The organism is Comamonas aquatica NBRC 14918, from assembly GCF_000739875.1.
Lineage (GTDB): Bacteria > Pseudomonadota > Gammaproteobacteria > Burkholderiales > Burkholderiaceae_C > Comamonas > Comamonas aquatica.
Map to the genome: position 1 here is coordinate 29,946 of NZ_BBJR01000037.1, position 25,460 is coordinate 55,405.

Below are 25,460 nucleotides of genomic sequence, written 5' to 3' on the forward strand. Positions count from 1 at the left end.
CCACTTGCCCGCCGTTCAGTCACGCTGGCGCTCGGCCACCAGCTGCACAGCGCGCTGGTGGATTTCATGCAGGCCACCGACGCCGGGGACGGTCATCTCCAGGTTGGTGATGTGGCCGTTCTTCAGGCTGTAGCACCAGCCGTGCAGCGACACGCTCTGGCCGCGGGCCCAGGCGTCCTGCATCACGGTGCTCTGCGCCACGTTCATCACCTGCTCGATGGCGTTCAGCTCGCACAGCACGTCGTGGCGGTACTGCACGGGCGTGGCCTTGATCAGGTCATAGTGCTTGTCGCGCACGTCGCGCACATGGCGGGTCCAGTTGTCGGCCAGGCCCAGGCGGATGCCTTCCAGTGCCGCCAGCACGCCGCCACAGCCATAGTGGCCCACGACCATCAGGTGCTCGACCTTGAGGTGGTCGACCGAGTACTGGATGGTGGACAGGCAGTTCAGGTCGCTGGGCACCACCACGTTGGCCACGTTGCGGTGCACAAAGACTTCACCCGGCTCCAGCCCGGTAATCTGGTTGGCAGGCACGCGGCTGTCCGAGCAACCAATCCACATGTACTTGGGTTTTTGCTGCGACATCAGCCCGGTGAAGAACCCGGGGCGGTCGCGCTCCATCTGGGCAGCCCATTCCTTGTTGTGCACAAACAGGTCATCGATGGAGGTAGTGGTCATGTGGCCTTCCTTTTCTAGGTTGCGTGAAACATGCGCAGGCGCGCCATCCGTTCCGTCAGCAGGTCTCCGCGAACAGTTCGCGGCCGATCAGCATGCGGCGGATTTCGCTGGTGCCGGCGCCAATTTCGTAGAGTTTCGCATCCCGCCACAGACGGCCCAGCGGGTACTCGTTGATATACCCATTGCCACCATAGATTTGCACGCCTTCGCCGGCCATCCAGGTGGCCTTCTCGGCGCACCACAGGATCACGCTGGCGCAGTCCTTGCGCACCTGGCGCACGTGGTCGGTGCCCAGCATGTCCAGGTTCTTGGCCACGGTATAGGCGAAGGAACGACCCGCCTGCAGCACGGTGTACATGTCGGCCACCTTGCCCTGGATGAGCTGGAACTCGCCAATGCTCTGGCCGAACTGCTTGCGGTCGTGGATGTAGGGCACGACGTTGTCCATCACGCTCTGCATGATGCCCAGCGGGCCACCGGTCAGCACGGCGCGCTCGTAGTCCAGGCCGCTCATCAGCACCTTGGCGCCACCGTTGACCTGGCCCAGCACGTTCTCAGCGGGCACTTCCACGTTCTGGAACACCAGCTCGCCGGTGTGACTGCCGCGCATGCCCAGCTTGTCCAGCTTCTGTGCGATTGAGAAACCGGGCATGCCCTTCTCGATCAGGAACGCCGTCACACCGCGCGCGCCCAGCTCGGCTTCGCTCTTGGCGTAGACCACCAGGGTGTCGGCATCGGGGCCGTTGGTGATCCACATCTTGTTGCCGTTGAGCAGGTAGTAGCCGCCCTTGTCCTCGGCCTTGAGCTTCATGCTGATTACGTCGGAGCCCGCGCCCGGCTCGCTCATGGCCAGCGCGCCCACATGCTCGCCGCTGATCAGCTTGGGCAGGTACTTGGCCTTCTGCGCGGCGTTGCCGTTGCGGTTGATCTGGTTCACGCACAGGTTGCTGTGCGCACCATACGACAGACCCACCGAGGCGCTGGCGCGCGAGATTTCCTCCATGGCCACCATGTGCGCCAGATAGCCCATGTCGGCACCACCGTACTGCTCGGGCACGGTGATGCCCAGCACGCCCAGCTCGCCAAACTTGCGCCACAGGTCCATGGGGAACTGGTCGCTGCGATCGATCTCGGCGGCACGCGGGGCGATCTCGATTTGCGCGAACTCGCGCACCGCGTCGCGCAGCGCATTAATGTCTTCACCCAGCTGGAAGTTCAGTCCTGGCAGTTGGCTCATGGTGGTGTCTCCTTGTGTGTATCGGTGTCTGTGCCGGGGCTGGCGATCGGTGCCGCCTATTTGCCCGCAATCCCTGGGCGCCCCTGCACCGCCATCAGCGTGCAGTGCATGGTGGCGCAGAGTTTTTCCTGTCCGCCGTCGAGGGCAAAGGCCCGGCCTTCGGCCAGGACGATGGTGCGCCCGGGCTTGAGCACCCGGCCTTCGCAGCGAAAGCGCTGCCCCTTGGCGGGCGCCAGCAGGTTGATCTTGAATTCGATGGTCAGCACCCCGGCGTCTTCCGGCATCAGGCTGAAGCCGGCATAGCCGCAGGCGGAATCCAACGCAGCCGACAACATGCCGGCGTGGATGAAGCCGTGCTGCTGCGTCAGGCCCGGGGCCCAGTCAAAGCTGATGTCCACCGCGCCCGGCGCCAGGTGGGTGAGTTGCGCCCCCAGCGTGCTCATGGCGCCCTGCAGTGCAAAGCTGTCCCGCACACGCTGCAGGCTGTCGGTCTGGGCCATGTTGTCTCCTTGGCTGTGCGGAATTTTCCATTCCTTTTACGTTAACGTCAATTATGACGTCTTGGCCTTGGGCAGCTTGCGCAACAGCGACTTGGCCTCTTTTTCCTGGGCGCAGACTTCGTCCAGCGTGGCCTGCAGGTCTTCCATGCGCGCCTCCAGCTGTCGGCGGTGGTTGCCCAGCACTTCCAGAAAGCGCTCTAGTTGCACATGGGTGTCGCGCGGACTGTCGTACAGATCGATGATTTCCTTGGCCTCCACCAGCGACAGCCCGAGGCGCTTGCCACGCAGGATCAGGCGCAGGCGCGTGCGGTCGCGCGGGCTGTAGACGCGGGTGCGCCCGCCCGAACCCTGGCGCGTGGGCTGCAACAGCCCCATGTCTTCGTAGAAGCGGATGGCGCGGGTGGTCAGGTCGAATTCCTGCGCCAGATCGCTGATGGAATAGGCCACAGGGGCCTGGGTGGTCTTGCTCATGGCCTGCATTATTGACGTGCACGTCAACGTCAGACACAACCATGCCCTGCGTACGCGGGGTTTTTGGCCGAAAATCACGGCCTTGCCGCCCGTGCGGCGCCTGCCCGAACCCTCGCCGTTGCCCATGCCCCTGTCGCCCCACGCCGCCTGTCCCTGTGGACGCACCACCGCCCAAGGTCTGCCCGTGGCCTATGCCGATTGCTGCGCCCGCTTTGTGGAACACTTCGACACGGCCCCGGCCCCCGATGCCGAGCACCTGATGCGCTCACGCTACAGCGCCTTCGTGACCGAAAACGCGCCCTACCTGCTGGCCACCTGGCACCCCAGCCAGCGCCCCGCGACGCTGGACTTCGAGGCTGGAGCCAAATGGCTGGGCCTGCAGGTCAAGGCCTTTCAGCCGACGGGCGCGGCCACGGCCGAGGTCGAGTTTGTCGCGCGCTTTCGCGTCGGCGGGCGGGCCGTGCGGCTGCACGAGCGCAGCCGCTTCGTCTGCGAAGACGGCCGCTGGTTCTATGTGGACGGCGACCAGTTCTGATGCAAACCCCAGCCTTTTACCCTTTGCACGCAGGTGCTGCCTGCGCTGACAGCCATGTCTTTTGAAGCCATCTTGTTCGACTGCGACGGCGTCCTGGTCGACAGCGAACTCATCACCAACCGCGTGCTGCACGCCATGCTCAACGAATCGGGCTGGACGCTGTCCGAGGACGACTGCATGCGCATCTTCATCGGCAAGACGGTGCGCAGCGAGACCGCCCGCATCGAGGCCGAAACCGGCAAGCCCCTGACCGACGCCTGGATGGCCGCGTTCTATGAACGCCGCAACCAGCGCCTGCGCGCCGAACTGGTGGCCATCGACGGCGCCGTGGACGCCGTGCGCGGCGTGCACGCCCAGCTGCAGGGCCGCATCGCCGTGGCCAGCGGCGCGGACAAGCCCAAGGTGCTGATGCAGCTCGACAAGGTCGGCCTGCTGCCCTACTTCGGCGGCCACGTCTTCAGCGGCCACGACCTGCCACGCACCAAGCCCTGGCCCGATGTCTACCTGGCCGCCGCAGCCGCCGTGGGCGTGCCCCCCGAGCGCTGCCTGGTGATCGAGGATTCCGTGCCCGGCCTGACGGCGGGCGTGCGCGCCGGCGCCACGGTCTGGGGCTACTGCCCGCGGGTCAACGCCCACACCACGCCCGAGGCGTTGCTGGCTGCCGGTGCCGTGCGGGTGTTCGACCACATGGCCGACCTGCCCGCCTTGCTGGCCCAGGCGCTGGCGGCCGCACAGGCACCGCAATAACAAGAGCAGGCTGCGCACGCTGAATCAGCATTTCGCAGTCATTTACCATCGGAACACCGATACAGCCAGCGCCATGCGCTCACCTTTTCATGCTATGCCCTCATGCCACAGGGGCGGCTTTGCGGGTTTGCCCTGCAGAGCACAGGGCTGAAATATAGAATCTGCGCCAGATCAAGGTTTTGCCGGATTGGCGTACCCCGGGGGGCATGCAAATCTGTGCCCCATGCTGGCAGACCGATCGCCCCCGGCCCCGCCCTGGCGACACGGCCTGGGCCCCTGGCCCCACGGCGATGCGCCGTCTGCCCGCCCTGTGGATGCGGGTCTGTGCCAATCTTCGTCGGACATGTTTCAGCCAATGCTTGTTGAGGAGTGCTGATGGGCGAACAGCCTCTTTACGATTTAGCGCCGCTGCTTGAACTCATGGCCCTGGGCGCCGTCATCGCCCTGGCCCCGCTGCTGTGGGTCTGGCACCGCAACCGCGGCGCCGGCCCTGCCCGCCGCCTGCAGGCCCTGGGCCTGCTGACCCTGTTCCTGACCTTCGACCTGGTGCTGTTCGGCGCCTTCACGCGACTGACCGATTCCGGCCTGGGCTGCCCCGACTGGCCGGGTTGCTACGGCAACACCAGCCCCCTGGGCGCGCACGCCGAGATCACCGCCGCCCAGACCGACATGCCCACCGGGCCGGTGACCTTCAGCAAGGCCTGGATCGAGATGATCCACCGCTACCTGGCCACCACCGTGGGCGTGCTCATCATCGCCCTGGTGCTGCTGGCCTGGCGCGAGCACCGCAAGGCCCCGCTGCACGGCCCGCGCCACCCCTGGTGGGCGACGGCCACGCTGGTGTGGGTGCTGATCCAGGGCGCCTTCGGCGCGCTGACGGTGACCATGAAGCTGTTCCCGGCCATCGTCACCTTGCACCTGCTGGGCGGCCTGCTGCTGCTGGTGCTGCTGTGCGTGCAGGCCGTGGGCCACCAGCAGGCCGTGCTGCGCCAGCCCCCCGCCCCTATTCCGGGCACGCTGCGCGCGGCGCTGTGGGCCTGTCTGGCGCTGCTGTTCGCCCAGGTGGCCCTGGGCGGCTGGGTCAGCACCAACTACGCCGTGCTGGCCTGCTCCACCTTCCCGGACTGCAACGGCCAGTGGTGGCCGACGATGGATTTTGCCCAGGCGTTCGAGATCTGGCGCCCGCTGGGCCTGCTGTCCGACGGCAGCCACATCAGTTTCGCGGCGCTGACCGCCATCCACTACGTCCACCGTCTGGCAGCCTATGGGGTGATCGCGGCCGTGGTCGCCGTGGCCCTGGCGATGCGCAGGCAGCCGGCCCTGGCCGGCCAGGGCCGCTGGCTGCTGGGCCTGATCGGCCTGCAATTTCTGACGGGCCTGTCCAACGTGGTGCTGGACTGGCCCCTGGTGGCCGCCGTGCTGCACACCGGCGGCGCGGCCGCCTTGGTCACGGTGATGACCTGGGCCCTGGCCGCCACCCGCACCCACAGCGCACCCGCGCTGCAAGACGATACACAGGCGCCCCACGGCGCACGGAGAGTTGTGGCATGACTGCACAGACTTTGAGTGACACCCAAGGCTCGCGCTGGAGCCAGTTTTACGCGCTGACCAAGCCCCGCGTGGTGCAGCTGATCGTGTTCTGCGCCCTGATCGGCATGGTCCTGGCCATCCCAGGCGTGCCGACGTTCCAGCAGCTGGGCGACATGGCCGTGGCCTGCCTGGGCATCTGGCTGGTGTCGGCGGCGGCGGCGGCCTTCAACTGCCTGGTCGAGCGCCACATCGATGCGCGCATGAAGCGCACCAGCTGGCGCCCCACGGCCAAGGGCGATCTGACGCCCCAGCAGGCCCTGGCCTTCTCCGCCATCCTGTGCACGGCCGGTGCGGCCATCCTGCTGGCCTTCACCAACACCCTGACCATGTGGCTGACGCTGGCCACCTTCATCGGCTATGCCGTGATCTACACCGTGGTGCTCAAGCCCGCCACGCCGCAGAACATCGTCATCGGCGGCGCCTCGGGCGCCATGCCCCCCGTGCTGGGCTGGGCGGCCATGACCGGCCAGGTCAACCCCGAGGCGCTGATCCTGTTCCTCATCATCTTCCTGTGGACGCCCCCGCACTTCTGGGCCCTGGCGCTGTACCGTGTGGACGACTACCGCAAGTCCGGCCTGCCCATGCTGCCTGTGACGCACGGCGCCAAGTACACCCAGCTGCAGATCCTGCTGTACACCCTGGTGCTGTTTGCCGGCTGCCTGCTGCCGGTGATCTTCGGCATGAGCGGCTGGCTGTACTTCACCGTGGCCTCGGCGCTGTGCCTGGGCTTCAGCTGGTATGCGCTGCGCCTGTGGATGCACTATTCGGACGCCCTGGCGCGCAAGACCTTCCGCTTCTCGCTGATCCACCTGAGCGGCGTGTTTGCCGCCCTGCTGATCGACCACTACCTGGTGACCTGAGCGCCCCGCTAACGGCGCTCCACGCCTCTGTCTAGCCCACGCGGGCTGCGCGCCCAACCTGCCCCCCCAAGGCCGCCATTGCGGCCTTGTTTTTTGGTGGCAGCCTCCCACCCGTGCCACGCACCACCTCCAGGCACGGAGCTCCCTCGGCTAGGTCACACCGCCACATTTCAACCAAAAAGACCTACAACGGGCGTCCAGCCTACGCAGGTTGCTATGCAAAAAAGGCCACATGCGCGGCCTTGGAGTGGGTGGGAGTAGGACTCCCGCCGAAAGGAGCTGGGTCGGTGCAGACCGCCCCGCTCAGGACGGCCGTTTGCGCCGCTCGTGGCACACCACCAAGCCCAGATCTCCCTAGGCCGCCATCACGGCCTTGTTGGGGGGCGACGGCCGTGCACCTGCGCCGCGACCCACTTCCGGACCAGGCACTACATCGATGGCGTCACACCGCCCACATTTCAGCCCAAAAGGCCTGCAGCGCCCGTCCAACCTGCGCAGGCTGCTATGCAAAAAAAAACAAAGGCCGCATGCGCGGCCTTGGAGGGAACGGGGAGCTAGGCTCCCGTCGGAAGGATCCGGGTCGTTCCAGGCCGCCCCACTCAGGACGACCGTTTGCGCCGCTCGTGGCGCACCACCAGCCAGGCCGCGCCGACCACCATCAGGGCCAGGCCGTACCAGGTCAGCGCATAGACCGCATGGGTGTTGGTGAACTGGATCACCGTCATCCCCGGCCGTGGCCAGGTGGCCGCCACGGCGGCGCCAGGCAGACCCTGGTCGACAAAGAACGGAGCCACCTGCTGCAGGCCCTTGTCCTGGGCGATCGCCTGCACATCGCGCGAATGCCAGCGGTCTTCCGCAGGCACGTTGTCCCGCATGAAGCCGCCCTTGGGCTCGGAAAAGCGCAGCAGGCCTTCCACCGTCACGGTCGCGCCCGCAGCCTCCCGCGGTGCGGCGGCAACCCGGTCCGCGAAGTCCTTGCGCTGCTCCGCAGGCACAAAGCCGCGGTTCACCAGCAACTGGCTGCCGTCGGCCTGCTGCAGCGGCGTCAGCAGCCAGAAGCCGGCGCCCAGCTCGGTCACGGCCTGGGTCAGCACGCTGCGCCCTTCCATCCACTGGCCCTGGGCCTGCACGGGCAGGTATTCATGCGTGGACGGCTGCACCTGCGGCCAGGCCGCCGCGGCCGGCACCGGCACGGGGGCGCTGTGCACGCGGGTGTTGACCCGCTCGATCAGGTCCAGCTTCCAGGCGCGGCGCTGCACCTGCCAGGTGCCCAGGCTGAGGAAGGAAATAAAAAGGGCGATGCCCGCTAGCGCGAGCACCGCCTTCACGAAGGTGGAGCGAGAGCGCCGGGGCGCCCTCGTGGTGTCAACCGTCATGTTCAGTTGCTGCTGTGGCCACTGTGTGCGGCGGCAGGTTCTGCCGCGGGTTGCACGGCCGCAGGGGCCGGCGCCGCGACCGCGGGCTGGTCCACCGGAGGCAGGTCGGTGTGGCTGGGCATCATGTTGGTGTTCATGTGGAACATGACCCACAAGGTACCCGCCAGGGTGATGGCCACGAAGACCACCGAGAAGATGGTGGACAGCATGGTCCAGCCGCCCTGGATCTTGCCGTTCATGTGCAGGAAGAAGTACATGTGGACCACCACCTGCACGGCGGCAAACAGGCCCAGCACCATTGCGGCGGTGGCACGGTTGTCGATCACCTTGGCCATGACCAGCCAGAAGGGGATCACGGTCAGGATGACCGCCAGGATAAAGCCGGTGACGTAGCCGCCAGTGGTGACGTGAATCTCTTCCTCACCGTGGTGGTCGTCGTGACCAGCATGCAGATCATGCGCGCTCATTTACAGCACCCCCATCAAATACACAAAGGTGAACACACCGATCCAGACCACATCCAAGAAGTGCCAGAACATCGACAGGCACATCAGGCGGCGGTTGTTTTCACGGGTCAGGCCATGCTTGCCCAGCTGGATCATCAGCACGATCAGCCAGATCAGGCCGAAGGTCACGTGCAAACCGTGGGTGCCCACCAGGGTGAAGAAGGCCGAGCCGAAGGCGCTGGACTGGGGTGTCAGGCCTTCGTGCATCAGGTGCGCGAACTCATACAGTTCCACCGCCAGGAAGGCCAGACCGAACAGGCCGGTGATGGCCAGCCAGGTCAGGGTGCCCTTCAGGTTGCCCTTTTGCTTCTGGATCAGCGCAAAGCCGAAAGTGATCGACGAGATCAGCAGGAAGGCCGTGTTCAGGGCCACCAGCTTCAGGTCGAACAGCTCGGCGCCCGTGGGGCCGCCGGCGTAGCTGCGACCCAGCACGCCGAAGGTGGCGAACAGGGCTGCAAAGATGAGGCAGTCGCTCATCAGGTACAGCCAGAAGCCCAGCGAAGTGCCGTTCTCGGGATGGGGCTCGTGCGCGGGGTGGTACTCGCGCTGACCCGCTTGGATGGAAATATTAGACATGGCGTGCGAGCTGTTCAGTACGTGCGTCTTCCGTCGCCTGCACTTCAGCTGCAGGGATGTAGTAGTCGCGGTTGTAGTTGAAGGTGTGGATGATCGAAGCCAGGATCATGCCGGCGAAGGACACCACGGCCAGCCACCAGATGTGCCAGATCAGCGCAAAGCCCAGCACCATGGCGATCATGGAGATCACGAAGCCGGCGCCCGTGTTCTTGGGCATGTGCAGGTCTTCGAAGCCGTTCAGCGGACGCTGATAGCCGTGCTTCTTCATGTCCCACCAGGCGTCGATGTCGTACACCACGGGGGTCTTGGCGAAGTTGTACGCGGGAGGTGGCGAGGAAGTCGCCCACTCCAGGGTACGGCCACCCCAGGGGTCGCCCGTCACGTCACGCAGCTTGTCGCGCTGGAAGTAGGACACCACCAGTTGCAGCAGGAAAGCACCGATACCGCAGGCGATGATGGCCACACCAACGGCAGCGATCACGAACCAGATCTGCAGCGATTGGTCATCGAAATGGCTCACGCGGCGGGTCACGCCCATCAGGCCCAGGATGTACAGCGGTGTGAAGGCGACCCAGAAGCCAACCAGCCAGCACCAGAAGGACACCTTGCCCCAGAACTCGTTGAGGCGGTAGCCGAAGGCCTTGGGGAACCAGTAGTTGATACCGGCCAGCAGACCGAACACCACGCCGCCGATGATCACGTTGTGGAAGTGGGCGATCAGGAACAGCGAGTTGTGCAGCACGAAGTCGGCAGGAGGCACAGCCAGCAGCACGCCGGTCATACCGCCGATGGCGAAGGTGCACATGAAGCCCACCGTCCACATCATGGGCGGCTTGAAGGCAATGCGGCCCTTGTACATGGTGAACAGCCAGTTGAAGATCTTCGCGCCCGTGGGGATCGAGATGATCATCGTGGTGATACCGAAGAAGGTATTCACCGCTGCGCCGGACCCCATGGTGAAGAAGTGGTGCAGCCACACCAGCCAGGACAGCACGGTGATACACACGGTCGCGTACACCATGGAGGTGTAGCCGAACAGGCGCTTCTTGGAGTAGGTCGCCACGATTTCGGAGAAGATGCCGAAGACAGGCAGCACCAGGATGTAGACCTCAGGGTGGCCCCAGATCCAGATCAGGTTCACGTACAGCATGGGGTTGCCGCCCAGCTCGTTCGTGAAGAACTGCGTGCCGAAGTAGCGGTCCATGGACATCAGCACCAGGGCTGCGGTCAGGATCGGGAACGAGGCGACGATCAGCGCGTTGGTGCACAGCGAGGTCCACACGAACACAGGCATCTTCATCAGGTTCATGCCGGGGGCACGCATCTTGATGATGGTCACGATCAGGTTGATACCCGACAGCGTGGTGCCCACACCCGACAGCTGCAGCGCCCAGATGTAGTAGTCCAGACCCACACCCGGATTCTGGTTGCCCAGATTGGACAGCGCCAGCCAGCCGGAGGTCGAGAACTCACCCAGGAACAGCGACACCATCACCAGCACGGCGCCGGTGGTGGTCATCCAGAACGAGAAGTTGTTCAGGAAGGGGAACGACACGTCGCGCGCACCGATCTGCAGCGGGATCAGGTAGTTCATGAAACCCGTGACCAAGGGCATGGCCACGAAGAAGATCATGATCACGCCGTGCGCGGTGAAGATCTGGTCGTAGTGGTGTGGAGGCAGGTAGCCCAGGTTGTCACCAAAGGCCATGGCCTGCTGGATACGCATCATCACCGCGTCGGCAAAGCCGCGCAGCAGCATGACGATACCCAGGATGATGTACATGATGCCGATCTTCTTGTGGTCGATCGAGCAGATCCAGTCGCGCCACAGGGGACCCCACAGCTTGAACTTGGTCAGTGCGGCCATCATCACGAGGCCGCCGAGCACCACGGCAATAAAGGTCCACAGCACGATGGGCTCATGCGCCATCGGTATGGAGTCCCAGCTGATCCGCCCAATCAGCGGATCGTGGGGCAGCGTTGTTTGTCCAGACATAGTTGTGTCTCTTTCAGTGGCTGCCTGACGCGCCGGAGCGCATCAAGGCCGCCGTCCTTGCTTATTGCTGTGCCACAGCACCCTGGGAATCGCGCTGGTCCAGGAGGGCCACCACGCGGTCTGCGTTCTCCACCGAGCACACATCGTCAGGCAGGTTCAGGCCCACCTTCTTCATGTAGGCCGCGCCGCCAGCAGCGTCGATGGCCATCATGTGGTGCATGCACATCTTTCCCTCTTCCACGCACATGTTCAGCACGCGGTTGTAGAGCCCGTCCTGCACGGACGAGAAGCGGGTCACAGGGTGACGCTCGCTGGGCTTGACCAGATCCAGGTAGGAGGCACGATCGAGCACCTTGCCTTCGGTCTTGGCCTGCTGCACCCAGGCGTCGAAGCCTTCGTTGCTCAGGCCGTGGAACTTGAAGGTCATGCCCGAGAAGCCCGCACCGCTGTAGTGCGAGTTCAGGCCCTTGTAGGTGCCTTCCTTGTTGATCACGGCGTTCAGCTGGGTCTCCATGCCAGGCATGGCATAGATCATGCCGGCCAGATCAGGCACGTAGAACGCGGCCATGGTCGAGGTGGCGGTCAGCTTGAAGCGGATGGGACGGTCCACCGGCGCGGCAAATTCGTTCACCGTGGCAATGCCTTGCTCGGGGTACAGGAACAGCCACTTCCAGTCCATGGACACCACCTGCACTTCCAGCGGCTGGACGTTAGGGTCCAGGGGCTTGGTTTCCGAGATGCGGTCCAGGGGACGGTAGGGATCCAGCTTGTGGGTGCTGATCCAGGTCAAAGCGCCCAAAGCAATAATGATGATTAATGGAACACTCCAGATGACCAGCTCCAGAGCGGTCGAGTGGTGCCATTCCGGGTCGTACTCGGCCTCGGTGTTCGACTGGCGGTACTTCCAGGCAAACAACAGGGTCAGCAGGATCACGGGAACGATGATGATCAGCATCAACAAGGTGGCAGTCACCACCAAGTCGCCTTGCTGAGCAGCAATGTCCCCTGCGGGATTGAGCACGACGGCCTTGCTGCAGCCCGTGAGGGTCGCTAGCAGAGCCGCGGCAGCGAGCCAGGCTGGCCCGCGGTTTTCCGTGGATGTAGGCATGCTGTGAACGCGAAAAAACGCGCGTTGTTAGGTGTAAACGCGGATAACAAAACCTGCCGAATTTACTCCGCCTGTCCATCTTCCTGCGCCCCTTTGGTGCTCAACGCAGTGCCGTGTGTTGTCTTTATGTAGGAACTTGACACCAGCCCGTGTCAATTGATTTCCATCAAAGCGTCTCTAAATCCTTGTTTTTTCAGGAAATCCTGAAATAAATAAAACCCATTGATAAATGTCAAGGGCACCCCCACATTGGGGCAAGCCAGCCACAGGGCACTCCCACTTTGTCGCCATGGTTTTTGCCACTTGCATAGCGCTTCAGCCTCCCGACAAACCCTTCTCCTACACGGTGGGCAGGCAAATCTCGCTTGTTGACGCACATCAAGCGGCGTACAAGAGGTGCATCGTCTCGAGGAGTTGCACCTATGACCAGCTTTGCACACCCTGGCTCCCCTTCTGGAACAGCACCCGTCGATCCCGGCTTGGCCCATGCCCACGGCCACCAAGACGTGACCCCCGGTGAGATTGCCGCCGGCGTCATCATCGGCCGGGCCTCCGAATACTTTGACTTCTTCGTGTTCGGCATCGCCTGCGTGCTGGTGTTCCCCTATGTGTACTTTCCCTTCCTGACCACGCTCAACGGCATGCTGGCGGCCTTTGCCGTGTTCGCGCTGGCCTTCTTCGCCCGCCCGGTCGGTACGGCCGCGGGCATGGCCGTGCAACGCCGCTGGGGCATGGCCGTCAAACTGACGATTGCCCTGTTCCTGCTGGGCAGCGCCACCGTGGGCATCGCCCTGCTGCCGGGCTATGAAAGCATCGGCGTGGCGGCCATCTGGTGGCTGGTGGGCCTGCGCGTGGCGCAGGGCCTGGCCGTGGGTGGCTCCTGGGAAGGGCTGCCGTCCTTGCTGGCGATGAATGCGCCCAAGGCCAAGCGGGGCTGGTACGCCATGATCGGGCAACTGGGGGCGCCGATCGGCTTCGTGGCGGCCGCCTCGGTGTTCGCCTACATCTACGGCCAGCTCTCGCACGAGGAGCTTCTGGCCTGGGGCTGGCGCTATCCCTTCTGCGTGGCCTTTGCCATCAACGTGGTGGCCTTGTTTGCCCGCCTGCGCCTGGTCGCGGACGAGAGCTACACCACCATGTTCCAGACCCTGGAGCTCACGCCCACGCCCACGCTTGAGTTGGCGCGCAGCGGTGAGGGCCGCAACGTGTTCCTGGGCGCGCTGGCCGCGCTGGCCAGCTTTGCGCTGTTCCACCTGGTCACCGTGTTCCCGCTGTCCTGGATGACCTTGTACGGCGAAGCTTCGCCCCCGCAGATCCTGTGGACCCAGGTGGCGGGCGCGCTGGTGGCCTGCGCGGCCATCGTGCTGTCGGGCTGGATGGCGGACCGCTTTGGCCGCCGCAACACCCTGGGCGCCATGGCGGTGCTGATCGGCCTGTTCAGCTTTGCCACGCCGATGCTGCTCAATGGCGGCACCGCCGGCCAGAACCTGTTCATCCTGATTGGTTTTGCGCTGCTGGGCCTGTCGTACGGCCAATCCTCGGGCACGGTCACGGCCAACTTCTCGCGCAAGTTCCGCTTTGTGGGGGCAGCCTACTCGGCCGACCTCGCCTGGCTGCTGGGCGCGGCCCTGGCACCCCTGGTGGCCCTGTACCTGTCCTCGCACTTCGGTCCGGTGGCGGTCGGGGGTTACCTGCTGTCGGGGGCCGTCTGCACCCTGGCCGCGCTGGGCATCAACCGGGCGCTGGAGACCTCGCGCAAATAAGACCTCCACGCCGCACACCCCAGGCCTGCTGTCTCCAGCAGGCCTTTTTGCTGCCCGTTTACCAGCACGGACCGCATGCGCTTTGACCAGACCGGCCGATCCACGGCGGCGGCCTGCCTAGAATGGTCGGCCGCTTTGTTTTTGACGCTTCTTCTTCGCGCAGCACACCATGACCCAAGGCCAGATCCGCATCCGTGGCGCACGCCAACACAACCTGCAGAACGTGGATGTGGACATCCGCACGGGCGAATTGACCGTCGTCACCGGCCCCAGCGGCTCGGGCAAGTCCAGCCTGGTGTTCGACACCCTGTTTGCCGAAGGCCAGCGCCGCTACGTGGAAACCTTCAGCGCCTACGCGCGCCAGTTCCTGGACCGCATGGACAAGCCGGCCGTGGACCGCGTCGAAGGCGTGCCGCCGGCGATTGCCATCGACCAGACCAACCCGGTGCGCAACTCCCGTTCCACCGTGGGCACGATGACGGAGCTCAACGACCACCTCAAGCTGCTGTTCGCGCGCGCCGCCCACCTGTTCGACCGCCAGACCACCCTGCCCGTGCAGCACGACACGGCCGAGACCATCTTCGCCGCCCTGCAGCAGCGCTGCGAACAGGCCGGCGACCCACGCATTGCACTGACCTTCCCGGTCGAGCTGCCCGCCAACACCTCGCAGCAAGAAGTGGAGCAATGGCTGTCGGCCAGCGGTTTCACCAAGGTGCAGGCCGAGCGTGACGTCGAACGTGCCGCCCACGTCGAAGAGCCCGCCAAGGGCAAGAAGGCCAAGGCCGCGCCCCCCGAAAGCATCAAGGTGCTGGACGTGGTGGCCGACCGCTTCCGCTTCAGTCGCGTGGAGCGCGCCCGGGCCATGGAGGCCATCGAGGTCGCCCTCAAGCGCGGCAACGGCCACCTGACCGTGTACGTCATGCCCGAAGCCGGCGAGGCTGAGACGTGGAAGTTCTCGCAGGGCCTGCACTGTCCCGAGAGCAACCTCAGCTACACCGCGCCCATGCCGTCGCTGTTCTCCTTCAACTCCGCCGTGGGTGCCTGCGACGCCTGCCGGGGTTTTGGCCGCGTGATTGGCGTGGACTGGGGCCTGGTGATTCCCAACGACAAGCTCACGCTGCGCACCGGGGCCATCAAGCCCATCCAGACGCCCGGCTGGAAGGAGATCCAGGACGACCTGATGCGCCACGCCGAGGCCGAAGGCATCCCGCGCGACATCGCCTGGAGCAAGCTGACCCCGGAACAGAAGCACTGGGTCATCGAAGGCTCACCGCTGTGGAAAGGCCAGTGGAACAAGCAGTGGTACGGCATCCGCCGCTTCTTCGAGTACCTGGAAACCAAGACCTACAAGATGCACATCCGCGTGCTGCTGTCCAAGTACCGCAGCTACACGGAATGCCCCACCTGCGCCGGCGCACGCCTGAAGACCGAAAGCCTGCTGTGGCGCATCGGCAGCAAGGCGCAGGCCGATGCGGTGCTGCCCCCTGCACAACGCTTTATGCCCACCGGTGTGGCCTGGAGCCGCGCGCAGCTCGAAGCCCTGCCCGGCCTGTGCCTGCACGACCTGATGCGCCTGCCCATCACGCGGCTGCGCAGCTTCTTCGACAGCCTGCACCTGGGCAACCAGACCGGGCTGGCCGAGGGAGAGCTGCAGGCGCTGAAGCTGCTGAACGAAGAGATCGGCACGCGCCTGAAATATTTGGTGGACGTGGGCATTGGCTACCTGACGCTGGACCGGCAAAGCCGCACCTTGAGTGGTGGCGAGGTGCAGCGCATCAACCTGACCACCGCGCTGGGCACCAGCCTGGTCAACACCCTATTTGTGCTGGACGAGCCCAGCATCGGCCTGCACCCGCGCGACATGGAGCGCATCACCCAGGCCATGCACCGCCTGCGCGATGCCGGCAACACCCTGGTGGTGGTGGAGCACGACCCGGCCGTGATGTTTGCGGCCGACCGCATGATCGACATGGGCCCGGGCCCCGGTGCCAAGGGTGGGCAGATTGTGTTTGACGGCACGCCCGAGGAACTCAAGCGCGCCGACACCCTGACCGGCGCCTACCTGGGCGGGCGCAAGCAGGTGGGCTTTGGCGTCAAGCGCATGGTGACCGAATCCACCCCGCGCCTGATTCTGGAAGGCGCGCGCCAGCACAACCTCCAAAATTTGAACGTGGACTTCCCGCTGCAACGCCTGGTCACCATCACCGGCGTGTCGGGGTCAGGCAAATCCTCGCTGATCCAGGACATCCTGGCCCCGGCCCTGCTGCGCCACTTTGGCAAGCCCACCGACAGCCCCGGCGCGCACGACCGCCTGCTGGGCGCCGACCACCTGGCTGACGTGGTGTTTGTCGACCAGTCACCCATCGGCAAGACCGCACGCTCCAACCCCGTCTCGTACGTGGGTGCGTGGGACAGCATTCGCGAGCTGTTTGCGCTCGCACCGCTGTCGGCCCAGCGCGGCTACACGGCCAGCAAGTTCAGCTTCAACAGCGGCGATGGCCGCTGCCCCACCTGCGGCGGCTCGGGCTTCGAGCATGTGGAGATGCAGTTCCTGTCCGACGTCTACCTGCGCTGCCCGGACTGCAACGGCAGCCGGTACCGTGCCGAGATTCTGGAAATCACCCTGGAGCGCGATGGCCGCAGCCTGAACGTGGCCGATGTGCTGGAGCTGACGGTGGCCGAAGCCGCCCAGCTGTTCCGCCAGGATGCCGAGGTCCTGCGTGCCCTGCAGCCTATCGTCGATGTGGGGCTGGAGTACGTGAAGCTGGGCCAGCCCGTGCCCACGCTGTCGGGCGGCGAAGCCCAGCGACTGAAGCTGGCGGGCTTTCTGGCCGAGGCGGCCAAGACCGCCTCCAAATCCAAGCAAAAGATTGCGCGCAAGGGCACGCTGTTCCTGTTCGACGAGCCGACCACCGGCCTGCACTTTGAAGACATCGCCAAGCTGATGCGCGCGCTGCGCAAGCTGCTGGAGGCGGGCCACAGCCTGATCGTCATCGAGCACAACCTGGACGTGATCCGCGCCAGCGACTGGCTGATCGACCTAGGCCCCGAAGGGGGCGACGGCGGCGGCCAGATCGTGGCCCAGGGCACGCCCGAGGACGTGCGCCACGTCCCCGGATCACACACCGCGCAAGCACTGCGCGAGTACGACCTGGCCATGGGCGTGGGCGGCCAGCTGGTCGAAGAAGTGGCGCCCATGCTCTACAAAAAAGAGCTGTCAGCGCCCGCCCACAAAGCGCCAGCAGGCAAAAATGCCATTGAAATCGTCAACGCCCGCGAGCACAACCTCAAGGGCCTGAGCGTGGACATTCCGCGCGGCAAGTTCAATGTGGTGACCGGCGTGTCCGGCTCGGGCAAGTCCACGCTGGCGTTTGACATCCTGTTCAACGAAGGCCAGCGCCGCTACCTGGAATCGCTGAACGCTTATGCGCGCTCCATCGTCCAGCCCGCGGGCCGGCCCGAGGTGGATGCCGTCTGGGGCATTCCGCCCACCGTGGCCATCGAGCAGCGCCTGTCGCGCGGCGGGCGCAAGTCCACCGTGGGCACGACCACCGAGGTCTGGCACTTCCTGCGCCTGCTCTACGTCAAGCTGGGCACACAGCACTGCATCCACGACGGCGCCGCCGTGCAGCCGCAAACGCCCGAGCGCATTGCCGCCCAGTTGCTGACCCAGTTCAAGGGCCAGCACATCGGCCTGCTGGCCCCGCTGGTGGTGCACCGCAAGGGCGTGTACACCGAACTGGCCGACTGGGCCCGCCCCAAGGGCTACACGCACCTGCGCGTGGACGGCGCCTTCCTGCCCACCACGGGCTTCCCGCGCCTGGACCGCTTCAAGGAACACACCCTCGAGCTGCCCGTGGCCAGCGTCAAGGTCACGGCGGCCAACGAAAAAGAGCTGCGCGCGCAGTTGGCCAAGACGCTGGAGATCGGCAAGGGCGTGGTCCATGTGCTGTCCGGCATCGACACCCTGGAGGCCGCCATCGCCGCCCCCGGCCAAGGCCTGGGCGTGGGCACGCTGCAGGTGTTCTCTACCCAGCGCGCCTGCCCGGTCTGCGCCACCAGCTATGCCGAGCTGGAGCCCAGCCTGTTCAGCTACAACAGCAAGCACGGCTGGTGCCCCGACTGCGTGGGCACGGGCGTGAAGCTGACCAAGGAGCAGCGCAAGGTCTACGACGACAGCACGCTGGCCGAAGACAACCGCGGCCGCGAACTGACGCTGACCGCCAACGAAGTCGAAGACCTGGAGGAATGCACCTGCCCGACCTGCGAGGGCACACGCCTGAACGCCCGCGCCCGCGCGGTGCGCTTCCACGGCAAAACCATCACCGAGCTGGCCCACCTGTCGGTCAGCGCGCTGCGCCAGTGGTTCCAGGAACTGACGACGACCGGCCGCGAAACCGACATCGCGCGCGACCTGCTGCCGGAAATCCTGGGCCGCCTGGAATTCCTGGAAGAAGTCGGGCTGAACTACCTGACCCTGGACCGGGGCGCGCCCACGCTGTCCGGTGGTGAGGCGCAGCGCATCCGCCTGGCGGCGCAGCTGGGCAGCAACCTGCAGGGCGTGTGCTATGTACTGGACGAACCCACCATCGGCCTGCATGCGCGCGACAACCACATCCTGCTCAACGCCCTGCACAAGCTGGGCGACAAGGGCAACACCCTGGTGGTGGTGGAGCACGACGAAGACACCATCCGCCGGGCCGACCATGTGATCGACATCGGCCCCAGCGCCGGCAAGCGCGGTGGCCAGCTGGTGGCTCAGGGCACGCCGGCCGACATCATGGCCGCCGCCGATTCGCAAACCGGCCGCTACCTGCTGCACGCCATGCGCCACCCCTACCAGGCGCGCCGTGCAGTGCATGGCGTGGCGGATGCAGCCGCTATCCAATCAGAAGCTGCCAGCGCAGATGCAGCCAGCGCAAAACCCAAAAACCGCACCAAAAAGCAGATCGCAGCCGATGCGGCCGCCGCCTTGGCTGCCGACAGCGCGGCCCTGAATGCCGAACTGGCCAACCCCCGCAAAGCCACCGGCCCGCTGCACTGGCTGGTGGTGAATGGCGCGAACCTGCACAACCTGCAGGACATCGAGGCCAGCGTGCCCCTCCAGCGTCTGGTGGCCATCACCGGCGTGTCCGGCTCCGGCAAATCCACGCTGGCGCGCGATGTGCTGCTGACCAATGTGGCCGACCTCGTCAGCCAGCGCGCCACCAAGGCAGGCCGCGAAGCGGCACAAGCGGGCCAGACGCCAACGCTGGTCGGCTGTGAAGCCGTCTGGGGCACGGAAGCCATCGACCGCGTGCTGGAGGTGGACCAGACGCCGATCGGCAAGACCCCGCGCAGCTGCCCCGCCACCTACATCGGTTTCTGGGACACCATCCGCAAGCTGTTTGCCGATACTTTGGAGGCCAAGGCCCGTGGTTACGGCGCGGGGCGCTTCAGTTTCAATACCGGCGAAGGCCGCTGCCCGGCCTGTGAAGGCCAGGGCATGCGCACCATCGAGATGAGCTTCCTGCCCGATGTGAAGGTGCCCTGCGAAACCTGCCACGGCGCGCGCTTCAACCCCGAGACGCTGGCCGTCACCTGGCGCGGCAAGAGCATTGGCGATGTGCTGCAGATGGAGGTGGACGAGGCCGTGGAGTTCTTTGCCTCCATGCCCAGCATCGCCCACCCGCTGCAGCTGCTCAAGGACGTGGGCCTGGGCTATCTGACGCTGGGCCAGCCCTCGCCCACGCTGAGCGGCGGCGAGGCCCAGCGCATCAAGCTGGTGACCGAGCTGACCAAGGTGCGCGACGACATCACCAAGCGCGGCAACAAGGCGCCCCACACCCTGTACGTGCTGGATGAGCCCACGTTGGGCCTGCACATGGCCGACGTGGACAAGCTGATCCGCGTGCTGCACCGCCTGGTGGACGGCGGCCACAGCGTGATCGTCATCGAGCACGACCTGGACGTCATCGCCGAGGCCGACTGGATCATCGACCTGGGCCCCGAAGGCGGCAGCGGTGGTGGCCGCATCGTGGCCGCTGGCACCCCCGAAGAGGTGGTGGCCTTGGGCACGCACACCGGGCAAGCAATACAGTCAGTGCTTGCACGCACTTAACCCCACCAGGAGCCAGCATGAGCGAGGCCAAGTCTTACTACGTTTACGCACTCAAAGACCCTCGCTCATCGCCCGCCCAGGCTTTTTATATCGGCAAAGGTACGGGCACCCGCTCCTCTAACCACCTGCTCCAACCTGACACCACCCGCAAGGGTCTGCGCATTCAGGCCATTGTGGAAAGCGGGGCAAAGGTACTGGTCGAAGTACTGGTGCAGCACTTGACTGAAGCAGAGTCACTCAAGATTGAAGCAGAGTTGATAGCCGCGTTCGGCACCGAAGACAGTGGTGGCCCGTTGACCAACAGCGTGATGCCATCAGGCTTATCGCGCAAACAGCGCACGGCGATCACGGTACCGACGGGTGCCCAAGAACGCGCGCAGATGGGGCTGAGTTTGCTCAAAGAAGCTGTGTTGAACTTTGTGCGCGCCAATCCCCAAGGGGTGAGCAATTCAGACGTTGCCAGCTTGCTGGGTCTGCGCAGCGATTACGGCGGCGGCTCCAAAGATTACTTGTCGTACAGCATCTTGGGACTGCTGATGCGGGAAGGCAAAGTCGAGCGTGTCGCGGGCAGCAAACGCCATATCTCGCGCGTCTAACTAAGACGGCAGACACCTGCACGACACGGTGCAAGGGATAACCCCCTGACCGTTGATTGCCCTTCATTTCTATAGTTCAAATGTCACCTTTTTATCAAGAAGATGACATTCAGGGAGAGGCGGCACCGCTGCCCATACAACAAAGAAATGGAGACACCAATGGCAAGCATTGCCCACTTCCAGCGCAGCGCATGGACCATCGTTTTGGCCTTCGGCAGCGTGGCGTTCACCACCCACAGCCAGGCCCAAGACAGCTCCGCCAACTGGCCCACCAAGGCGATCAAAGTGACGGTCCCTTACACCCCTGGTGGCTCCACCGACATCGTCAGCCGCACCGTGTTCGAGGCCGTGGGCAAGCGCCTGGGCCAACCCGTGGTGATCGAGAACAAGCCCGGCGCCAACAGCACCATCGGCGTGACGCAGACAGCGCGCGCACCGGCCGATGGCTACAACTTCGTCAGCGTGCTGGCCGCGTACACGGTCAACATGTCGCTGTACAAGAAGCTGCCCTACCAGCCCAGCGACCTGGTGGCCGTCAGCCATGTGGCCGACCTGCCCATGTTCCTGTTCGCGGCCAACAAGCTGCCGGTGAAGAACGCCAAGGAACTGGCCGAGTACGGCAAGAAGCAGCCGCTGAACTACGCCTCCAGCGGCACCGGCGCCAGCGCCCACATGATCGGCGCGCGCTGGGCCCAGGAAAACGGGCTGAATGCCCAGCACGTGCCCTACAACGGCAGCGCCCCCATCCTGGCCGACCTGATGAGCGGCCAGGTCGACATGCTGTTCGACCCCGCCCTGGTGCCCATGCCCCACGCCAAGAGCGGCAAGATCAAGGTGCTGGCCGTGGCGTCGAAGCAGCGCTGGCCCGGTGAGCCCGACATCCCCACCATGGAGGAAGCGGGCTTCCCCGGCTTTGTGATGAACTCCTGGGTTGGCGTGCTGGCGCCCAAGGGCACGCCCCAGCCCATCGTCGACAAGCTGTCCAAGACCATCGCCGAGGCCGTGCAGTCGCCCGAGGTCAAGGCCAAGCTGACGCAGCTGGGCTTTGGCGCCATCGGCAGCACGCCCGCGCAGTTCCAGCAGCTGATCGACCAGGACACGGCCATGTACAAGGCCGTGATCACCAAGGCCCAGGTCAGCATCGACTGAGCACGGCCCCGCCGACAAAAAAGCCCGCATGGCCTGTCGCCTGCGGGCTTTCTTATTTCAGGAGCAGTTACCGCTTGTCCTGGCTGAATTTCAGAAGCTTTTCAGTTGAAAACTGAGTAACAACGCGTGCCAAACGCTCTTATTTTGCAAGCAGGTGGTCTGCCAGCTGCACAAAGCCATCGCCGCGCTCGGCCGTGGTCACATAGCGCGGCAGGTGCTGCAACTGGGGCACGAAACGCGCGATGTTGGCCACGCCCACACTGTGGGGCATGTGCTGGAACATCAGCTGGTCGTTGGTCGAGTCGCCGATGTAGACCCACTGGCCCAGCGTCGCGTCCAGGTCGATGCCGAACAGGCTCTGCACGATCCAGCGTGCGCCTTCCAGCTTGTTGTGGTCGCCAAACCAGCCGTTGATGTGGATGGAGCTGACGGTGGCGTTCATGCCCGCGTCGCGCATGATGGCCACGCAGGCGTCGATTTGCGCCTGCGACAAGGTGGTGAACTCGCTGTGGTCCACGGCGATGTCGCACTCGCGCCCATGCGAATCGGTGGCGCGCTGCGCGCCGGGCACCTGCTGCTCGATCTGCGCCAGCACCTCCTGCATCTTGGCAAAGTTGTGCACGCGCGTGTCGTCGTCCTGCTGGTAGAGCTTGTCCAGCCCGCCCCGGTCGTTGCGGCGCAGGGCCACGGCGCCGTTCTCGGCGACGATGGCCTCCACCGGCCAGGCGCGCGCAAACGGCACGCTCCAGCCCACGGGGCGGCCGGTGATGGGCACCACCTTCAGGCCCGCGGCCTGCAGGCGGCCGATGGCGGCCACCACGTGCACAGGCACCACGCCCTCGGTGGTCAGCGTGTCATCGATGTCGGTCAGCACGCCCAGCAGGTTCGCGGGCACCGGCAGTTCAGACAAGGGGCGCAGAAATTCTTGGCTCACAGCAAACTCTCAACAACCAACCCGTGCCAGGCACGGGTGAGATCAAACACAGCGTAGAAATCCGTAGCGGCCAGCGCAGCGGTGCAGGCGAGGCGCCGGATCGAAGACAGTCGCAGCGCTACGGCGAGATTCGGCAACGACGCATGCAGGCCGCTAGTGATTTCAATTAATGGGCACTACCCAGGGCCAGGCCCGCGTGCTCGCGCAGCGGGTGGAAGTGGATCTTGGGAAAGCGTTCCTGCGCCAGGCGCACGTCGTAGGGGCTGGTGCACAAAAAGGCCAGGGTGTCGGCCGCATCGTGCGCCAGGCGCATGGGGTAGGCGTTCTCGAACTCGCGCAGCTCGGCGGGCGAATCGGCAGTGATCCAGCGCGCCCCGGTGTACTGGCAGCCTTCCAGGCGCACGTCGCAGTCGTATTCGGTCTTCAGGCGGTGCTGCACCACTTCGAACTGCAGCTGACCCACGGCGCCCAGCAGCATGTTGCCGCCGACATCGGGCTTGAACACCTGGATCGCGCCTTCCTCGCCCAGTTGCATCAGGCCCTGCTGCAGCTGCTTGGTGCGCAGCGGGTTCTTCAGCACCACGGTCATGAACATTTCGGGTGCGAAGAACGGCAGGCCGGTGAACTGCAGGCTGGGGCCGTCGGTGATCGAATCCCCCAGCTGCACGCCGCCGTGGATGGTGAAGCCGATGATGTCGCCGGCGTAGGCCTCATCCACAGCCTCGCGGCGCTGGCTCATGAAGGTCACCACGGACGTGGGGCGCAGTTCCTTGCCGGTGCGCTGCACCTTCATCTTCATGCCGGGCGTGTACTTGCCGCTGGCCACGCGCACGAAGGCGATGCGGTCGCGGTGGTTGGCGTCCATGTTCGCCTGCACCTTGAACACCACGCCGGCAAAGCCCGGGTCCTCGGGGTGCACGGTGCGCTCTTCGCGGTTGCGGTTCACCTCGGTGAAGGCGATGCGCGGGCCGGGCGGGGGCGACATGTCGACCACCGCGTTCAGCACTTCCATCACACCGAAGTTGTTCACGCCGGAGCCGAAGAACACGGGGGTCAGCTTGCCTTCCAGGAAGGCCTGGTGGTCCCACTCGGCGGACGCGCCCTGGGCCAGTTCCATGCTCTCGATGGCATCGTCAAAGGCCTGGCCGAAGCGCGCGCGCAGCCGGTCGGTTTCAGTCAGCGGGATCACCTCGAAGTCCTCGGGGCGCTTTTCGCTGCCGGCGGCAAACACCGTCATGGTCTGCGTCTGCAGATTGATGATGCCGCCGAAGCTCTTGCCCTGGCCCACGGGCCAGGTGATGGGGCAGCAGGGCATGCCCAGCTCGCGCTCGACCTCATCCAGGATGTCCAGCGGGTCGCGCACTTCGCGGTCGAACTTGTTGACGAACGACAGGATCGGCGTGTTGCGCTGGCGGCAAACCTCGATCAGGCGGCGGGTCTGCGATTCCACACCGTTGGCCGCGTCGATCACCATCAGCGCCGAGTCCACGGCCGTCAGCACGCGGTAGGTGTCTTCCGAGAAGTCCTTGTGGCCGGGGGTGTCGAGCAGGTTGATGACGTGGTCGCGGTAGCTCATCTGCATCACCGACGAGGCCACCGAGATGCCGCGCTGCTTTTCGATTTCCATCCAGTCCGAGGTGGCGTGACGGCTGGCCTTGCGCCCCTTCACGGCACCGGCGATCTGGATCGCACCCGAGAACAGCAGCAGCTTTTCGGTCAGCGTGGTCTTACCCGCATCCGGGTGGGAAATGATGGCGAAGGTGCGGCGACGCCGGGTTTCTGGAGCGTATGACACTGGTCGGGGACGGGTTCGGTCGTGGCGGCGGCCACGCGTTTGCGACAAAGGGCCGCAAGCGCAGCAGTGCGCAGCGGGCCTCTCAAGGTAAAGAGGGTCGATTTTAAGGGAAAGCACGAAACTCCACCGGCCCCGGAGAATGCGCGCCCACGGCGTCCGTGGCCCACCCCGCAAGGCGGGACAGCCCCAATGCCCAGCCGTGCGCGTGGCCCGCAGACTGGCCGGCATGCACCTGCTTGCCCACCTCCATCCGCTGCAATGGGCCATGGCCCTGTGCGCCCTGCTGGCCATGCTGGCCGGCCACCTCGGGCCCTTCGCCGCCTATGCCCTGCTCAAACCCCTGCCGCTGCTGCTGTGCCTGGCCCTGGTCTGGCGGCGCGCCGACCGCCACGGCCAGCCCGTGGCCACCCGCTGGCTGCTGGCCGGCCTGGCGCTGAGCCTGCTGGGCGATGTCTGCCTGCTGTCCGGGCAGGGCTTTCTCGCCGGCCTGGCGGCCTTCCTGCTGGCCCACGGCTGCTACATCGTGCTGTTCCACCGGGGCCTGCCGTGGCTGCCGCACCGCCCGGCCCTGCTGGCGGTGCTGGCCTGCGCCGCGCTGGTCTACGGCCACCTGGCGACACACGGCCTGCCCGCCGACATGCGCCTGCCCGTGGCCGCCTATGTGCTGGTGATTGCCGGCATGGCGGCCCAGGCCATCGGCCGCGCCCAGGTGCTGTGCAGCCCGAGCGCACGCTGTGTGGCCTGGGGCGCACTGAGCTTCATGGTCAGCGACAGCATCCTGGCGATCGACCGCTTCGTGCAGCCCCTGCCCGCCGCCACCGTGTGGGTGCTGGGCAGCTATTACCTGGCCCAGGGGCTGATCGTGCACGGCATGCTGCAGGTGCTGCGCGTGCCACAGACAAAATAAGAGCACCCTGCGCAGGCAGGACGGGCGCTATCGGCC

Annotated in this window: 20 protein-coding genes; 9 read left to right on the forward strand and 11 right to left on the reverse strand. The window is 65.4% G+C overall.

Translation table 11 applies throughout. The features are described from left to right. Nucleotides 1–15: 15 nt before the first annotated feature. The 4 genes from can to CA2_RS07005 are packed head-to-tail and all read right to left on the reverse strand — an operon-like array spanning nt 16 to nt 2,886. The gene (gene can / locus CA2_RS06990) at nt 16–678 is read right to left on the reverse strand and encodes a carbonate dehydratase (protein WP_042414435.1); all 663 of its coding nucleotides are present in this window, start codon (nt 676–678) and stop codon (nt 16–18) included. A gap of 55 nt (nt 679–733) precedes the next feature. After that, nucleotides 734–1,915 (reverse strand): isovaleryl-CoA dehydrogenase, encoded by a 1,182-nt coding sequence (locus CA2_RS06995; protein ID WP_042414438.1) that lies wholly within the window; start codon nt 1,913–1,915, stop codon nt 734–736. A gap of 56 nt (nt 1,916–1,971) precedes the next feature. Beyond that, nucleotides 1,972–2,415, reverse strand: coding sequence for a PaaI family thioesterase (locus CA2_RS07000; RefSeq protein ID WP_042414441.1), 444 nt, complete (start codon nt 2,413–2,415; stop codon nt 1,972–1,974). Between the two features lie 51 nt (nt 2,416–2,466). After that, a complete protein-coding gene (locus tag CA2_RS07005) occupies nt 2,467–2,886 on the reverse strand; it encodes a MerR family transcriptional regulator (RefSeq protein ID WP_042414599.1) in 420 nt (139 codons plus the stop codon). A 124-nt stretch (nt 2,887–3,010) separates the two neighbouring features. Here CA2_RS07005 and CA2_RS07010 point away from each other — a divergent pair, with 124 nt between their 5' ends. The 4 genes from CA2_RS07010 to cyoE all read left to right on the forward strand — a co-directional run bounded on the left by CA2_RS07010 (nt 3,011) and on the right by cyoE (nt 6,618). Continuing rightward, nucleotides 3,011–3,421, forward strand: coding sequence for a YchJ family protein (locus tag CA2_RS07010; RefSeq protein ID WP_042414602.1), 411 nt, complete (start codon nt 3,011–3,013; stop codon nt 3,419–3,421). Between the two features lie 54 nt (nt 3,422–3,475). Beyond that, nucleotides 3,476–4,168 carry an HAD family hydrolase gene (locus CA2_RS07015; protein WP_042414606.1) on the forward strand — a complete coding sequence of 231 codons (693 nt, stop codon included), beginning with the start codon at nt 3,476–3,478 and terminating at the stop codon, nt 4,166–4,168. 375 nt (nt 4,169–4,543) lie between these two features. Further along, the gene (locus CA2_RS07020; RefSeq protein ID WP_042414444.1) at nt 4,544–5,719 is read left to right on the forward strand and encodes a COX15/CtaA family protein; all 1,176 of its coding nucleotides are present in this window, start codon (nt 4,544–4,546) and stop codon (nt 5,717–5,719) included. Then, nucleotides 5,716–6,618: a heme o synthase gene (gene cyoE, locus CA2_RS07025; protein WP_042414447.1), complete on the forward strand. Its 903-nt coding sequence runs from the start codon at nt 5,716–5,718 to the stop codon at nt 6,616–6,618. Before CA2_RS07020 ends, cyoE begins: the two co-directional genes overlap by 4 nt. Nucleotides 6,619–7,217: 599 nt before the next feature. Here cyoE and CA2_RS07030 read toward each other — a convergent pair. From CA2_RS07030 to cyoA, 5 genes are all read right to left on the reverse strand, one after another. Next, a complete protein-coding gene (locus CA2_RS07030; RefSeq protein ID WP_042414451.1) occupies nt 7,218–7,994 on the reverse strand; it encodes an SURF1 family protein in 777 nt (258 codons plus the stop codon). Nucleotides 7,995–7,996: 2 nt separating this feature from the next. Beyond that, nucleotides 7,997–8,461: a cytochrome o ubiquinol oxidase subunit IV gene (gene cyoD / locus CA2_RS07035; RefSeq protein WP_042414455.1), complete on the reverse strand. Its 465-nt coding sequence runs from the start codon at nt 8,459–8,461 to the stop codon at nt 7,997–7,999. Continuing rightward, nucleotides 8,462–9,076 carry a cytochrome o ubiquinol oxidase subunit III gene (gene cyoC / locus CA2_RS07040; protein WP_042414457.1) on the reverse strand — a complete coding sequence of 205 codons (615 nt, stop codon included), beginning with the start codon at nt 9,074–9,076 and terminating at the stop codon, nt 8,462–8,464. Then, complete coding sequence (gene cyoB / locus CA2_RS07045; RefSeq protein WP_245620904.1) at nt 9,069–11,006, reverse strand: cytochrome o ubiquinol oxidase subunit I; 1,938 nt, start codon at nt 11,004–11,006, stop codon at nt 9,069–9,071. Before cyoB ends, cyoC begins: the two co-directional genes overlap by 8 nt. A 127-nt stretch (nt 11,007–11,133) precedes the next feature. Next, nucleotides 11,134–12,180 carry a ubiquinol oxidase subunit II gene (gene cyoA / locus CA2_RS07050; protein ID WP_042414464.1) on the reverse strand — a complete coding sequence of 349 codons (1,047 nt, stop codon included), beginning with the start codon at nt 12,178–12,180 and terminating at the stop codon, nt 11,134–11,136. A gap of 422 nt (nt 12,181–12,602) precedes the next feature. On the opposite strand from cyoA, the gene CA2_RS07055 reads away from it, so the two are divergent. From CA2_RS07055 to CA2_RS07070, 4 genes are all read left to right on the forward strand, one after another. Further along, the gene (locus tag CA2_RS07055) at nt 12,603–13,943 is read left to right on the forward strand and encodes an MFS transporter (RefSeq protein ID WP_042414467.1); all 1,341 of its coding nucleotides are present in this window, start codon (nt 12,603–12,605) and stop codon (nt 13,941–13,943) included. A gap of 169 nt (nt 13,944–14,112) precedes the next feature. Further along, a complete protein-coding gene (uvrA, locus tag CA2_RS07060) occupies nt 14,113–20,043 on the forward strand; it encodes an excinuclease ABC subunit UvrA (protein ID WP_042414470.1) in 5,931 nt (1,976 codons plus the stop codon). A gap of 17 nt (nt 20,044–20,060) precedes the next feature. Next, entirely contained in the window at nt 20,061–20,639 is a 579-nt protein-coding gene (locus CA2_RS07065) for a GIY-YIG nuclease family protein (RefSeq protein WP_042414473.1), read from the forward strand. 159 nt (nt 20,640–20,798) lie between these two features. After that, nucleotides 20,799–21,788, forward strand: coding sequence for a Bug family tripartite tricarboxylate transporter substrate binding protein (locus CA2_RS07070; RefSeq protein ID WP_156105978.1), 990 nt, complete (start codon nt 20,799–20,801; stop codon nt 21,786–21,788). A 139-nt stretch (nt 21,789–21,927) separates the two neighbouring features. On the opposite strand, the gene CA2_RS07075 is transcribed toward CA2_RS07070, so the two are convergent. After that, nucleotides 21,928–22,722, reverse strand: coding sequence for an HAD family hydrolase (locus tag CA2_RS07075; protein WP_042414477.1), 795 nt, complete (start codon nt 22,720–22,722; stop codon nt 21,928–21,930). A 166-nt stretch (nt 22,723–22,888) separates the two neighbouring features. Continuing rightward, nucleotides 22,889–24,517: a peptide chain release factor 3 gene (locus CA2_RS07080; protein ID WP_042414480.1), complete on the reverse strand. Its 1,629-nt coding sequence runs from the start codon at nt 24,515–24,517 to the stop codon at nt 22,889–22,891. Between the two features lie 226 nt (nt 24,518–24,743). Between CA2_RS07080 and CA2_RS07085 the strand changes: the two genes are divergently transcribed. Continuing rightward, nucleotides 24,744–25,424 carry a lysoplasmalogenase gene (locus tag CA2_RS07085; protein ID WP_169741454.1) on the forward strand — a complete coding sequence of 227 codons (681 nt, stop codon included), beginning with the start codon at nt 24,744–24,746 and terminating at the stop codon, nt 25,422–25,424. The last annotated feature ends 36 nt before the right edge of the window (nt 25,425–25,460 follow it).